The sequence below is a fragment of the Azospirillum rugosum genome, assembly GCF_017876155.1.
GTDB classification, from domain to species: domain Bacteria; phylum Pseudomonadota; class Alphaproteobacteria; order Azospirillales; family Azospirillaceae; genus Azospirillum; species Azospirillum rugosum.
Genome location: NZ_JAGINP010000001.1, coordinates 532,434 through 546,344, shown reverse-complemented (window position 1 = coordinate 546,344; position 13,911 = coordinate 532,434). Strand labels below are relative to the sequence as shown.

14 protein-coding genes are annotated in these 13,911 nt (G+C 69.8%); 13 read left to right on the top strand and 1 reads right to left on the bottom strand.

Annotated features, from left to right (window positions below; genetic code table 11):
- Positions 1-117: 117 nt before the first annotated feature.
- From J2851_RS02675 to tatC, 11 genes are all read left to right on the top strand, one after another.
- Positions 118-1,317: a deoxyguanosinetriphosphate triphosphohydrolase gene (locus J2851_RS02675; RefSeq protein WP_209763305.1), complete on the top strand. Its 1,200-nt coding sequence runs from the start codon at positions 118-120 to the stop codon at positions 1,315-1,317.
- 17 nt (positions 1,318-1,334) lie between these two features.
- Positions 1,335-3,095, top strand: a complete 1,761-nt coding sequence (gene argS / locus J2851_RS02670; RefSeq protein WP_209763303.1) for an arginine--tRNA ligase — start codon at positions 1,335-1,337, stop codon at positions 3,093-3,095.
- Positions 3,092-4,117, top strand: a complete 1,026-nt coding sequence (locus J2851_RS02665; RefSeq protein ID WP_209763301.1) for an SPOR domain-containing protein — start codon at positions 3,092-3,094, stop codon at positions 4,115-4,117. The genes argS and J2851_RS02665 overlap by 4 nt, the downstream gene beginning before the upstream one ends.
- Positions 4,118-4,142: 25 nt before the next feature.
- A complete protein-coding gene (gene nagZ / locus J2851_RS02660; RefSeq protein ID WP_209763758.1) occupies positions 4,143-5,207 on the top strand; it encodes a beta-N-acetylhexosaminidase in 1,065 nt (354 codons plus the stop codon).
- A 12-nt stretch (positions 5,208-5,219) separates the two neighbouring features.
- Entirely contained in the window at positions 5,220-5,906 is a 687-nt protein-coding gene (locus tag J2851_RS02655) for a site-2 protease family protein (protein WP_209763299.1), read from the top strand.
- A 1-nt stretch (position 5,907) separates the two neighbouring features.
- Positions 5,908-6,699, top strand: a complete 792-nt coding sequence (locus J2851_RS02650) for a segregation and condensation protein A (protein WP_209763296.1) — start codon at positions 5,908-5,910, stop codon at positions 6,697-6,699.
- Positions 6,700-6,713: 14 nt separating this feature from the next.
- On the top strand, positions 6,714-7,349 hold the full coding sequence (gene scpB, locus J2851_RS02645) for an SMC-Scp complex subunit ScpB (RefSeq protein WP_209763294.1): 636 nt from the start codon (positions 6,714-6,716) through the stop codon (positions 7,347-7,349).
- A gap of 113 nt (positions 7,350-7,462) precedes the next feature.
- Positions 7,463-8,563: an ABC transporter ATP-binding protein gene (locus J2851_RS02640; RefSeq protein WP_209763273.1), complete on the top strand. Its 1,101-nt coding sequence runs from the start codon at positions 7,463-7,465 to the stop codon at positions 8,561-8,563.
- Positions 8,564-8,713: 150 nt separating this feature from the next.
- Entirely contained in the window at positions 8,714-9,013 is a 300-nt protein-coding gene (locus tag J2851_RS02635) for a twin-arginine translocase TatA/TatE family subunit (RefSeq protein WP_209763271.1), read from the top strand.
- 49 nt (positions 9,014-9,062) lie between these two features.
- On the top strand, positions 9,063-9,614 hold the full coding sequence (tatB, locus tag J2851_RS02630; protein WP_209763269.1) for a Sec-independent protein translocase protein TatB: 552 nt from the start codon (positions 9,063-9,065) through the stop codon (positions 9,612-9,614).
- Entirely contained in the window at positions 9,611-10,438 is an 828-nt protein-coding gene (gene tatC, locus J2851_RS02625; RefSeq protein ID WP_370881326.1) for a twin-arginine translocase subunit TatC, read from the top strand. Before tatB ends, tatC begins: the two co-directional genes overlap by 4 nt.
- Before the next feature lie 25 nt (positions 10,439-10,463).
- On the opposite strand, the gene J2851_RS02620 is transcribed toward tatC, so the two are convergent.
- Positions 10,464-11,627, bottom strand: coding sequence for a GGDEF domain-containing protein (locus J2851_RS02620; RefSeq protein WP_209763267.1), 1,164 nt, complete (start codon positions 11,625-11,627; stop codon positions 10,464-10,466).
- 190 nt (positions 11,628-11,817) lie between these two features.
- On the opposite strand from J2851_RS02620, the gene serS reads away from it, so the two are divergent.
- Together serS and surE are read left to right on the top strand one after the other, a co-directional pair.
- On the top strand, positions 11,818-13,089 hold the full coding sequence (gene serS, locus J2851_RS02615) for a serine--tRNA ligase (protein WP_209763265.1): 1,272 nt from the start codon (positions 11,818-11,820) through the stop codon (positions 13,087-13,089).
- Positions 13,089-13,871 (top strand): 5'/3'-nucleotidase SurE, encoded by a 783-nt coding sequence (gene surE, locus J2851_RS02610; protein ID WP_209763263.1) that lies wholly within the window; start codon positions 13,089-13,091, stop codon positions 13,869-13,871. Before serS ends, surE begins: the two co-directional genes overlap by 1 nt.
- Positions 13,872-13,911 lie beyond the last annotated feature (40 nt).

Sequence of the window (13,911 nt, the reverse complement as noted above, 5' to 3'; positions counted from 1 at the left end):
ATGGCTGACCCGCCGAAGGCGGCGGACCGGACGATGACGTAAGCCCGGAGGATGACTTAAGCAATGTCTCCGCCTTCGCCGTTGCGCGGAGCGGCCCCCGCCGGTAGTGTCCGCGCCATGACGGCGGACAGCTTCCAGGATCGGCCGGCGCCCTACGGCTGCAACCCCGCGGAGACGCGCGGGCGGCTGGTGCGGGAACCGGAAAGCCCGACGCGCTCGTGCTTCCAGCGCGACCGCGACCGCATCGTCCATTCCGGCGCCTTCCGCAAGCTGAAGTACAAGACGCAGGTCTTCGTCTATCACGAGGGCGACTATTTCCGCACGCGCCTGACCCACAGCCTGGAGGTCGCGCAGATCGCGCGCTCCATCAGCCGCGCGCTTGGGCTGAACGAGGATCTGGCGGAGGCGGTGGCGCTGGCCCACGACCTGGGGCACACGCCCTTCGGCCACGCCGGCGAGGACGCGCTGAACGCCTGCATGGCCCCCCATGGCGGCTTCGCCCACAACGACCAGACTCTGCGCATCCTGACGATGCTGGAGCGGCGCTACGCCGAGTTCGACGGGCTGAACCTGACCTGGGAGACTCTGGAGGGTGTCGTCAAGCACAACGGCCCGCTGCTGCCCCTGAAGGAGGGGGAGCAGCTGCCGACCACGCTGCGCGCCTTCCAGGAGGTCTGGGACCTGGAACTGCACACCAACCCGGGTGCCGAGGCGCAGGTCGCCGCGCTGGCCGACGACATCGCCTACAACAACCACGACATCGACGACGGCCTGCGCGCCGGGCTGTTCACCGTGGACGAGGTGGCGGAGCTGCCGCTGGTCGGGCCGGTGGTGCGGCAGGTCTGCGACAAATACCCGAAGCTGGAGCGCTCGCGCCTGATCCACGAGACGATCCGGCGCATGATCAACAACATGGTCGTCGACCTGCTGGCGGAGACCAAGCGGCGCCTCGCCGAGGCCAAGCCGGGCAGTGCCGCGGAACTGCGGGCCTTGCCGCAGCCGGTGGTCAGCTTTTCCGACGCGATGTTCGAGGCGCAGCGGCCCTTGCGCGCCTTCCTGAAACAGCGCATGTACCGCCATTACCGGGTCAACCGGGAAATGAGCAAGTGCAAGCGGGTGGTCACCGCCCTGTTCGATCTGTTTATGGCCGAGCCGAACACCCTGCCGACCCAATGGCAGGCGGAGGTTGCGGCTCTGGGCGGGGACACGGACAAGACGGTGCTCGCCCGGCTGGTCGCCGACTACATCGCCGGGATGACCGACCGCTTTGCGCTGGCCGAGTACGCCCGCCTGTTCGACATGGACGCCAAGACCTAACGTCAAGAATTGAAAAAATGAACATCTTCAAGGCCTTCGAAAACGACATTCGCAAGCTGCTGGAGGACCTCGCCGCCGAGGGCCGGATCCCGGCGGGGCTCGACACCAGCCGCCTGACGGTGGAACCGCCGCGCGAGGCGGCGCATGGCGACCTGTCGACCAACGCGGCGATGATCCTCGCCAAGCCGGCGGGCAAGCCGCCGCGCGCGCTGGCGGAGATGCTGGTCGAGAAGCTGAAGGCACGGCCCGACGTGGCGAGCGTGGAGATCGCCGGCCCCGGCTTCGTGAACCTGCGCCTGTCCGCCGATGTCTGGCGCGACCGCATCCGCGACGTGCTGACCGCCGGCACGGCCTACGGCGACAGCACGCTGGGCGCCAAGGAGCCGGTGAACGTCGAGTATGTGTCGGCCAACCCGACCGGCCCGCTGCACGCGGCGCATGGCCGCGGCGCCGTGTTCGGCGACGCGCTGGCGGCGCTGCTGGAGAAGGCGGGCTACGCGGTCACGCGCGAATACTACATCAACGACGCCGGCGCCCAGGTGGACGTGCTGGCGCGCTCCACCTTCCTGCGCTACCGCGAGGCGCTGGGCGAGGACATCGGCGAGATTCCGGCCGGCCTCTATCCCGGCGAATACCTGAAGGAGGTCGGGCAGGCGCTCGCCCAGAAGGATGGGAACAAGTGGGTCGGCACGGACGAGGCCGAATGGCTGCCGGCCTGCCGCGACTTCGCCATCGCGACGATCATGGAGTGGATCAAGGAGGACCTGGGTGTGCTGGGCGTCCGCATGGACGTTTACAGCTCCGAACGCGCGCTGGTGAAGGCCGGCGCCGTGGACACGGCGCTGACGGCGCTGGAGGACCGCGGTCTGATCTACGTCGGCGTGCTGGAGCCGCCGAAGGGCAAGAAGCCCGACGATTGGGAGCCGCGTCCGCAGACGCTGTTCAAGTCCACCGACTTCGGCGACGACGTGGATCGCCCGCTGAAGAAGTCGGACGGGTCCTTCACCTATTTCTCCAACGACATCGCCTATCACTTCGACAAGCACCGCCGCGGCTTCAACACGCTGATCGACGTGTGGGGCGCCGACCACGGTGGCTACGTCAAGCGCATGCAGGCGGCGACCACGGCCATCACCGAGGGCAAGGCGGCGCTGGACGTGAAGCTGTGCCAGCTCGTCCACCTGATGAAGAACGGCGAGCCGGTGAAGATGTCCAAGCGCGCGGGCACCTTCGTGACCCTGCGCGACGTGATCGAGGAGGTGGGCAAGGACGTCGTCCGCTTCATCATGCTGACCCGCCGCAACGACCAGACGCTGGAGTTCGACTTCGCCAAGGTCGTGGAGCAGTCGAAGGACAACCCGGTCTTCTACGTGCAGTACGCGCACGCGCGCTGCCGCTCCGTCCTGCGCCACGCGGCCACGGCGATGCCGGGCGCCGACCTGTCGCTGGCGGCGCTGGCCGCGAAGGCAAACCTCGCGCGGCTGGACAGCGAGGAGGAGATGGCGCTCGCCAAGCGCATGGCGACCTGGCCGCGCATGGTCGAATCCGCCGCGGAGGCGCACGAGCCGCACCGCGTGGCCTTCTACCTCTACGACCTCGCCAGCGACTTCCACGCGCTGTGGAACAAGGGCCGCGACGACGCGTCCTTGCGCTTCCTGATCGACGGCGACGAGGAGGTGACGGTGGCCCGGCTGGCGCTGGTCAGCGCCGTCGCCACGGTGATCGCGTCCGGCCTTGCGGTCATGGGCGTGGAGCCGGTGGAGGAAATGCGCTCATGAAGTACGAGGGCGATGTCAACTACGCCAGCAACCCCTACGGCACCGCGCCGAACCGGGGAGGCCGGCGCGGTCTGCTCGGCCTCGGGATGGCCGTGGTGGGCATCGTGGCCTTCGCCGGCGCGATCGTGGTGACCTACGGCAAGGGCGACCGCGCGTCCTCGGACGGCGGGCCGCCGCTGCTGACCGCCGACGGCGCCCCCACCAAGATGCGCCCGGAACAGCCGGGCGGCATGGAGGTGCCGCACCAGGACAAGCTGGTGTACGAACGGCTGAACGAGCACGCCGCCAAGCCCACGGTGGAACGGCTGCTGCCTCCGCCGGAGGAGCCGCTGCCGCGCCCGGTCGTGACCCCGCAGATGCCGCCGCCGCCCGCCATGCCGGAGGTGCCGGCTGTGGCGCAGCTTCCGCCGCCCCCGCCCGGTTCCACGACGACCGTGCCGCGCCTGCCGGACGGCCAGCCGGCCGCGGGGGCGGAGGGGCAGCCCGTCGCGCCGCCGCCGGCCGTCGCGGCCGTGCCGCCGGCGACCGCTCCGGTGGCGAAGGCGGCTCCGGCTGTGAAGCCGGCCCCGTCGACCGCGGCGCAACCGCAACCGAACGCCCAGCAGCCCGGCGCGCCGAAGGCGGCACCCGCCGCCCCGGTGCAGACCGCGGCGCTGCCGAGTCCGCCAAAGCCGGCCCCGGCTCCGGCCGCGCAAACGCCGGCGCCGCAGGCCGCGAAGCCCGCTCCCACACCGGCGGCCGCACCACCCGCTCCGGCCAAGGCGGCCGGCGGTGGCGGCGGCTGGCGCATCCAGCTCGCCTCCCTGCGCAGCGAGGCGGAAGCCACGGCGGAGTGGAAGCGCCTGTCCGGGCGCCATCCGGACGCGCTGGGCGGCCTGTCCATGCAGGTCGTCAAGGCCGACCTGGGGGAGAAGGGCGTTTACTACCGCGTGCAGGGCGTCGGACTGAACGAGGATCGGGCCAAGGCGGCCTGCGCCCAGCTGAAGGCGCAAAGTGTGGGGTGCGTGGTTGTCCGTCCATAAGCCGTCCAAGGCTGCCGCAACGCCCGTGTCGAAAGCGGCGGTATCGAAAACGGCGGCTCCGAAGGCCCACCGCCCCCGCGCGGTCGTCTTCGGTGCCGCCGGCACCGTATTGAGCGACGAGGAGCGCGCGTTCTTCCGCGAATCCGACCCGCTGGGCTTCATCCTGTTCCGTCGCAACTGCGAGACGCCCGAACAGGTGCGCGCGCTGGTGGACGCCATGCGCGAGTCCGTCGGCCGGCCCGACGCGCCGGTGCTGATCGACCAGGAGGGCGGGCGCGTCGCGCGCATGCGGCCGCCGCACTGGCCGGCCTTCCCGCCGATGCGCGTCTTCGGCGACCTTGCCGACCGCGACCCCGCCGCCGGGCGGGAGGCCGCCTGGATCAACGCCCGGCTGCTCGCCCACGCGCTGATCGACGTCGGCGTGACGGTGGACTGCGCGCCGGTCTGCGACGTGCCGGTGGAAGGCGCCCACGACATCATCGGCGACCGCGCCTTCTCCCGCGACCCCGCGCGGGTGGCCGAGTTGGCGCGCGCGACCTGCGAGGGGCTGATCGCCGGCGGAGTGCTGCCGGTGGTGAAGCACATCCCCGGCCACGGCCGCGCCTTCGCCGACAGCCACGCCGAGCTTCCGGTGGTGGACGCGCCGCTGGAGGACCTCCAGGCCACCGACTTCGCGCCCTTCCGCGATCTGGCCGACATGCCGCTGGGCATGGTCGCCCACGTCGTGCTGAAGGCGGTCGACCCGGACGCGCCGGCCAGCACGTCGGCCACCGTGGTGCGCGACGTGGTGCGCGGCGCGCCGATCGGGTTCGACGGGCTGCTGTTCAGCGACGACCTGTCCATGGGAGCGCTGGCCGGCGGCATGGGCGACCGGGCGAAGGCCGTGCTGGCGGCGGGCATCGACGTCGTGCTTCACTGCAACGGCGTGATGGAGGAAATGACGGCGGTGGCGGAGGTGGTGCCGCCCATCAGCTACGCCGCCGCCCAGCGCTGGGCGCTCGCCCAGGCGGTGCGCTGCGTGGCGCAGCCGGTGGACGTCGGCGCCCTCGGCGCGCGGCTGGCCGAACTGCTCCGTTCTCCCGGGGCTTGAGGAGGATAGGGAATGGACGGCCTGATCGACCGGATTCCGATGATCGTCGCGGTCGCCATTCCCGCGATCCTGGCCATCACCCTGCACGAGGCGGCGCACGGATTCGTGGCAAAGTGGCGGGGCGACGACACGGCGTGGCAGCTGGGCCGCGTGACGCTGAACCCGCTGCGCCACATCGACCCCTTCGGCACGGTGATCCTGCCGGCGCTGATGTATTTCACCACCGGCTTCGTGTTCGGCTGGGCCAAGCCGGTGCCGGTGAACTTCGCCCGTCTGCACTACCCGCGCCGCGACATGGTGTGGGTGGCTCTGGCCGGTCCGGGGATCAACTTCGTGCTGGCCCTGGTGTCCGCCATGCTCTGGGGGCTGACCGGCGACCAGGCCGAGGGCATCGGCGCGTGGTTCCGCGCGGCGCTGGAAGTGTCGGTGCTGGTCAACGTCGTGCTGATGGTCTTCAACCTGATCCCGATCCCGCCGCTGGACGGCGGCCGGGTGGCGGTGGGCGTCCTTCCGGACGCGCTGGCCTTCCCGCTGGCGCGGCTGGAGCGATTCGGGATGTTCATCCTGCTGGGCGCCTTCTTCCTGCTGCCGATGATCGGGCGGGAGATCGGGGTGAACCTGAACGTGATGAGCTGGGTGCTCGGCCCGCCGGTCGACTGGGTCATCGACGTGATCCGCGTCCTGAGCGGCAATTCCTGACATGGCCCCCAAGGTCCCCAAGGACGGATTCGCGGAGGAGGGCGCCGGTCCGGCGAGCCCGGCGGAGCAGCTCGTCCTCGTGCTGGACGGGTTCGAGGGGCCGCTCGACATGCTGCTGGCGCTGGGGCGCGAGCAGAAGGTGGACCTGACCAGGATCTCCATCCTCCAGCTCGCCGACCAGTACCTCGCCTTCGTCGCGGAGGCGCGCAAGGTCCGGCTGGAGCTGGCCGCCGACTATCTCGTCATGGCGGCGTGGCTGGCCTACCTGAAGTCGCGCCTGCTGATCCCGGACGTCGAGGACGAGGAGCCGTCGGGCGAGGACATGGCGGCGGCCCTGGCCTTCCAGCTGCAACGGCTGGAGGCGATGAAGGAAGCGTCGGCCAAGCTGTTCGGGCGCCCGCGCCTGGGGCTGGACGTCTTCCCGCGCGGCGCGCCGGAGGATGTGGACATTCAGCGCAAGTCGGTCTTCCAGGTCACGCTCTACGACCTGCTGAAGGCCTACGGCGACCACAAGAAGCGCAAGGAGGGCGGTGTCCTGCACATCGAGCCGGTGCGGCTCTATTCGCTGGAGGACGCGGTGCGCCGCCTGTCGGAGCTGCTGGGGCGCATGCCGGACTGGGCGACGCTGTCCAGCTTCCTGCCCGACGGCGTGCGCGGCACGCTGCTGAACCGCTCGGCGCTGGCTGCGCATTTCGCGGCGACGCTGGAGCTGGCCAAGGCCGGGCAGGTGGAGCTGCGGCAGGATGGCGCCTTCGCGCCGATCTACGTCCGCCGTGCGCCGCGCCAGGAGTGAATGGAACTGCATCGATGATCCAGGACATCGCCGACCCCGAGGCCTTGGAGGCGCGTCTTCACAAGCTGCGGCTTCTGGAAGCGTTGCTGTTCGCCTCCGCCGACCCGCTGGACGAGGAGACGCTGGCGGGGCGGCTCGGCCGCGACACGGACGTGGCGGACCTTCTTGAGGAACTGCGGGCACACTACGCGCCGCGCGGCGTGAACCTCGTGCGCACGGGGGCTGGCTGGTCCTTCCGCACCGCCCTGGACCTCGCCCCGCTGCTGCGGCAGGAGGAGGAGGTTTCCAAGAAGCTGTCGCGGGCGGCCATCGAGACCCTGGCGATCATCGCCTACCACCAGCCGGTCACCCGCGCCGAGATCGAGGCGATCCGCGGTGTGGCGACCAGCAAGGGCACGCTGGACATCCTGATGGAGAACGGCTGGATCCGGCCGGGTCGTCGCCGCGAGACTCCGGGCCGCCCGCTGACCTGGGTGACCACCGACCATTTCCTCGACCATTTCGGACTGGAATCGCTGCGCGACCTGCCGGGGGTGGAGGATCTGCGCGCCGCGGGCCTGCTGGATTCGCGTCCGGTGCTGCTGGGCATCGCCGGCGGCGGCGCCGATGAACCGGCCGAAAGCGCGGAGACGGAGGACGCGGACGGCTGAGTCCTCTCCCGCTCGGCGGTGGGCCGAAAATAAGAACCATTTGCATCAGTGGAATGGGCGGTTTACTAGGGAATTCGCCAATTCCTTCCGCCGACCTTGGGGCCGCGACCGTCATGAACCGTTCAATCGCCATCGCCCTTGCCCTGGAAACGACGGACGCGCCGCGGGAGGCCCTGGCGCTTGACCGGGTCACGCACCGCTATGGCCGGACCACGGCGGTGGACGACGTCAGCCTGACCATCGGGGCGGGGGAGATCGTCTGCCTGTGCGGCCCGTCGGGCTGCGGCAAGTCCTCCCTCCTGCGCATCGCCGCGGGGCTGGAGCCGTTGCAGGCCGGGGCGGTGCGCGTCGGCGGCCGGCTGGTCGCGGACGGGCGGGGCGCGGTGCCGCCGGAAAAGCGCGGGGTCGGCCTCGTCTTCCAGGATTACGCCCTGTTCCCGCACCTGTCGGTGCTCGACAACGTCCGTTTCGGACTGTCTGGCCTGTCCGGCGACGCCCAGAAGGGGCGCGCCCTGGAGACGCTGGGGCAGGTCGGCATGGCCGAGCACGCCGGGTCCTTTCCGCACCAGCTTTCGGGAGGGCAGCAGCAGCGTGTGGCGCTCGCCCGCGCGCTGGCGCCGAATCCGGCGGTCCTGCTGCTGGACGAGCCCTTCTCCGGCCTCGACGCCCGGCTGCGGGAGCAGGTTCGGGACGAGACCCTGCATGTGCTGAAGCGCAACGGCGCCGCCACCATGCTGGTCACCCACGACCCGGAGGAGGCGATGTTCCTCGCCGACCGGATCGCGCTGATGCGCGCCGGGCGGATCGTGCAGATCGGAAGCCCCATCGACCTCTACACCCGGCCGGCCGATTCCTACGCCGCCAGCTTCTTCGGGGAGGTGAACCGGTTGCCCGGCGTCGCGCGCGGCGGGGCGGTGGAGACGCCGGTGGGATCCGTGCCGGCCGCGATGGCCGAAGGAACCGCGGTCGAGGTGCTGATTCGGCCGGAGGCGCTGAAGCTGTCCATCGATGCGGCGCCAAGCGGTGCGGTGACGGCGCGCGTGATGGCGGCGCGCCTGCTCGGCCGGTCGAGCCTCGTCCATCTGGACGTGCCGGACGGGCCGGGCGGGGCGGTCCACCTGCACGCGCGCGTGCCGGGACCCTTCCTGCCGCCCGAGGAAAGCCTCGTTTCGGTCAGTTTGGACCGGTCCCAGGTCTTCGTTTTTCCCGCCTGACGCATTACCTGAGTGCTGAGGCGGTTCCGCGAGGCCGGATGCCGGGACCAAGGCCCCCATATCGGATACCGGGGCCGGCGTTGCGGCGGCGGAACCTTTCTGCCATAGTGCCGCCCCGCCGTTGGGGCGACCGTTCAGGAAAAAAGTGTCATGGGATTCTCCAGCATCTGGCATTGGGTCATCGTTCTTCTGATCGTCCTGCTCCTGTTCGGCGCCGGAAAGCTGCCGAAGGTCATGGGCGACCTTGCCAAGGGCATCAAGAACTTCAAGGCCGGCCTGAAGGACGAGGATGAGGACGCCGCCGTGGTGGCGAAGCCGCAGGTGGTGTCGAGCCAGCCGGTTCCGCCGGCCGCCGGTCCCACGGCTTCCGGTCCCGCTGCCGCCGGCCCGACGGTCGTGACCCCCGCCCCGGACCATGGCGTCAAGAAGGACGAGACGGCCCGCACCTGAGCGGCCGGCGCCGCTGGCCCACGCGCCGTCTCGATAAGGCTGAGGAGCCATGTTCGACATCGCTTGGTCGGAACTGATGGTCATCGCGGTCGTGGCCCTTGTGGTCATCGGCCCGAAGGACCTGCCCAAGGCCATCTTCACCCTGGGAAAATGGGTGCGGAAGGCGCGCGTCGTCGCGCGTGACTTCCAGGGCCACATCGACGACATGATGCGCGAGGCGGAGTTGGACGAACTCCGCCAGCAGGCGCTGAAGGTCCGCGACACCAACCTGAAGAGCATGGTCGAGAACACGGTCGACCCGAAGGGCGAGTTGAAGAACGCCTTCGATGTCTCCATGGCGAGCGGCACGTCCGGCCACCCCGGCAGCACGCCGGAGGAGGACGGGGCCGCTCCGGCCAATGCCCCGGTCGGCTCTCCGCAGGTCGCCGCGGCGCAGCCGCTGCCGGCGACCGAACCCCCGGTCACGGCGCCGCTTCCCGAGGCACCGCCGGTGGAGTTCACCCCCACGCCCGCGGCGGCCCCGGCCGCCGCTCCCGCGCCGGCGGCCCCAGCCTCCGTGGCTGAACCCGTCCCGGCGCCAACGACGAACAAGCAGGCGTGACCCCCGTGTCCGGCGAGACGCAGATGACCGGCGAGACCGAAGACGAGCTTGAAGACAGCAAGATGCCGCTGATCGACCATCTGGTCGAGCTGCGCAACCGGCTGATGTATTCGATGATCGCCATCGTGGTGGCGTTCTTCCTCTGCTACGCCTTCTCCGACCGAATCTACAATTTCCTGGTCCAACCGCTCGCCGACATCCTGGCGGGGCAGGGGCGCCGGATGATCTACACCGGCCTGACCGAGGCGTTCTTCACCTATGTGAAGGTCGCCTTCTGGGCCGGCTGCTTCCTGTCCTTCCCCATCGTCGCCAGCCAGATCTGGATGTTCGTGGCGCCGGGGCTGTACAAGCACGAGCGCAAGGCCTTCCTGCCTTTCCTGTTCGCCACGCCGGTCCTGTTCTTCCTGGGCGGGGCGATGGTCTATTACTTCATCTTCCCGCTCGCCTGGCGCTTCTTCCTGGGATTCGAGTTCCATCCCGGCGGCGACACGACGGCCCTGCCGATCGAGTTCGAGGCCCGCGTGGGCGAGTATCTCGGGTTGGTGATGCACCTGATCTTCGCGTTCGGGCTTGCCTTCCAGCTTCCGGTTCTGCTGACGCTGCTGGTGCGCGCCGGCCTGCTGACGACGGAGACTCTGGCCGCCAAACGGCGCTACGCCATCGTCTTCGTGTTCGTCGCGGCGGCGGTCCTGACGCCCCCGGACGTGATCAGCCAGTGCGGCCTCGCCATCCCGCTGCTGCTGCTGTACGAGATTTCGATCTGGATCGGTCGCGGCATCGAGAAGAAGCGCGACGCGGCGGAGCGCGCCCAAGAGCAGGCGTGACGGCTGTGAGTACGGCGGGCTGTGATCAGCCCGCCTGCGCCGATACGGCCACCTGGTTCCGGCCGTTCCGCTTCGCCTGGTAGAGTGCCGTGTCAGCGTCGGCGAGCGCGGTGTCCAGGTCCGCGCTGCTGCCGCATTCCGCGATGCCGATGCTGACGCTGGCGATGATGCGTTGGCCGTCGAAATCCACCGCCCGCCGCGCGAAATCGACCCGCAGCCCTTCCGCCAGCGTCCTGGCGCCGGTCCGGTCGGTGTTGGGCAGAAGCAGGCAGAATTCCTCCCCGCCATAGCGGCCGAACAGGTCGGACTTGCGAAGCCGCGCCGTGACGGTTTCGGCGAAGGCCCGCAGAAGCTCGTCGCCGGCCTGGTGGCCGAAGCGGTCGTTGATTCGCTTGAACCGGTCGAGGTCGAGCAGCAGGAGCGCGAGCGGCTCGCCCGTGCGCCGCGCCCGCGCGATCTCGCGCTCCGCGTGGCGGAAGAAGGCGCGGCGGTTGAAGGCGCCGGTCAGCGGGTCGATGGTGGCGAGCTGGTCCAGGTCGGCCTGCAGGCGCTCGCTGGTCATGGCGAGGAAGCCGAGGCTCCAGGCGGTGACGGCCAGGATCGCCTCCAGGAAGGCGATGCCGTTCAGCAGGTTCGGCGCCAGCAGATGCTCCAGCGGCCCGGCCCCCGGCATCATCGCCGCGCGGACGATCACGAAGGCGGCGTGGAGCGCGAAGACCAGCGCCGTCGTACGCTTGGCCCGGCGGGGCGCGCCCGGCGGTCCCATGCGCCACAATTCCAGCGCGGCCAGCAGGGAGAGCGCGGCGATGCCCGCCGACCCGATCAGGATGCGCGCGATGATGTCGTCGTCCACCACCACGAAATACGCGTTGCCGGCTGTCAGGAGCACGAAGGCCGCGAACCCGGTCCGCCAGGGAATCGGCCGCCCGCCGAAGCTGCGCACCCCGAACCAGTTCAGGACGTAGGTCGCCGCCACCATGCCGTTGCTGAGCGGGATGACGAAGCCGGCCGGCAGGACGCTGTAGAACATGACGAGCGACATCCCGATCACCCCGATCAGAGCCCCGGCCGCCCAGTAGCCCAGCGCGACGATGTGGCGGTGGGCGCGCCAGGTCAGCATGGCGGCTGTGGTGAGCAGAACGCCCAGGCCGACCAGGACGATGACGAGGGTGCGGGTGTCGAGAGGCATGTCCGAAACGGTAGGGCGGATTGGAATTGCGCTGTATGTGCAACGACAGGGTGCCCCGCGGCTACCGATAATTGGTGGAGGCAGGGTGGTGCCGGCCGCCGCCGCAGCCTTCCACGCGGTTGCGCCACTGGACCTTCCACCGGCGGCACACTATAACCAGCCTCCCACCCATTCCGTTTTGCCGTGAGCCATGCACGACCTTCGCGCCATCCGTGAGAACCCCGACGCCTTCGACCGCGGCCTTGCCCGCCGGGGCCTGGAACCGATGTCGCCCAAGGTGCTGGACCTCGACTCCCGCCGCCGCGCGGCGCAGACTCAGCTCCAGGAGATGCAGGCCCGCCGCAACGAGGCGGCCAAGGAGATCGGCCTCGCCAAGCGCGAGGGCCGCGACGCCCAGCCGCTGATGGACGAGATGGCGCAGTTGAAGGAGCGGCTGCCCCAGGTCGAGGAGGAGGAGAAGGCGCTCGGCGCCGAGCTGGACCGGCTTCTCGCCACCATCCCGAACCTGCCGGCCGACGACGTGCCGGAGGGGCCGGACGAAACCGCCAACGTGGAGATCCGCCGCTGGGGCGAGCCCCGCGACATTCCCAACGCCAAGCAGCATTTCGAGCTGGGCGAGGCGCTGGGCCTGATGGACTTCGAAGCCGCGGCCCGCATGTCCGGCGCCCGCTTCACCGTGCTGAAGGGCCCGCTGGCGCGGCTGGAGCGCGCGCTGGCCGACTTCATGCTGGACGTCCACACGGGCGAGAACGGCTACACGGAGGTCGCGCCGCCCCTAATGGTGCGCGACAACGCCCTGTTCGGCACCGGCCAGCTGCCGAAGTTCGAGGAGGACCTGTTCCGCACCGTCGGCAGCGACCATTACCTGATCCCCACCTCGGAAGTGCCGCTGACCAACCTGGTCAACGATCAGATCGTGGCGGCGGAGGAACTGCCCTACCGCTACACCGCGCTGACCCCTTGCTTCCGCGCGGAGGCCGGTTCGGCGGGGCGCGACACGCGCGGCATGATCCGCCAGCACCAGTTCTGGAAGGTGGAGATGGTCAGCATCACCGCCCCCGACCAGTCGGAGGCGGAGCATGAGCGCATGACCCGGTGCGCGGAAACCATCCTGCAGCGGCTGAATCTTCCCTACCGCGTGGTGACGCTGTGCACCGGCGACATGGGCTTCTCGGCCCGCAAGACCTACGACATCGAGGTCTGGCTGCCGGGGCAGGCCATGTACCGCGAGATCTCCAGCTGCTCCAACTGCGGCGACTTCCAGGCCCGGCGCATGAAGGCGCGCTGCCGGCCCAAGGGCGAGAAGCAGACGCAGTTCGTGCACACCCTCAACGGATCGGGCGTCGCCGTCGGGCGCTGCCTCATCGCGGTGCTGGAAAACTACCAGCAGCCCGACGGCTCGATCCTCATCCCCGAAGCGCTCCGGCCCTACATGCGCGGGCTGGAGAGGATTACCCTCTGATGTTCGAACTTCCTGTCGACCTGTCGAAAGCCCGCATCCTCGTCACCAACGACGACGGCATCCACGCCCAGGGCCTGAAGGTCCTGGAAAAGATCGCGCGGTCGCTGACCGACGACGTCTGGGTGGTGGCGCCGGAGATGGAGCAGTCCGCCGCCAGCCACTCGCTGACCATCAACCGGCCGCTGCGCCTGCGCAAGCTGGACGACCGGCGCTTCACGGTGGACGGCACGCCGACCGACTGCGTGCTGCTGGCCGTCAATCACGTGATGAAGGACGCCCGGCCGACGCTGGTCCTGTCGGGGGTCAACCAGGGATCCAACATCGGCGAGGACGTGACCTATTCGGGCACCATCGCCGCGGCCATGGAGGCCACGCTGCTGGGCGTGCCGGCTATCGCGTTGAGCCAGCATTACGAGAACGGCAGCCCCATCGACTGGTCCGCGGCCGAGGCCTGGGGCGCCGACGTGATCCGCAAGGCGGTCACGGTCGCCTGGCCGAAGAACGTGCTGCTGAACGTGAACTTCCCCGCCTGCAAGGCGGAGAAGGTCACCGGCGTGCAGGTGGTGCGCCACGGCAAGCGCAAGATCGGCGACGAGCTGCTGGAGCGCGTGGACCCGCGCGGCAAGCCCTACATCTGGATCGGCACCCTGCGCGGGGAGGCCGATGTGGATCCCGACACAGACATCCATGTGGTATTCTCCGGTGGCATCTCGGTGACGCCGGTCTTCCTGGACCTGACTCACACACCGACGCTGCAGACGCTGCGGCAGGCATTTGTGTGAAGGGCCATTCGTGTGAAGGGCCATTCGTGTGACGGGGCAT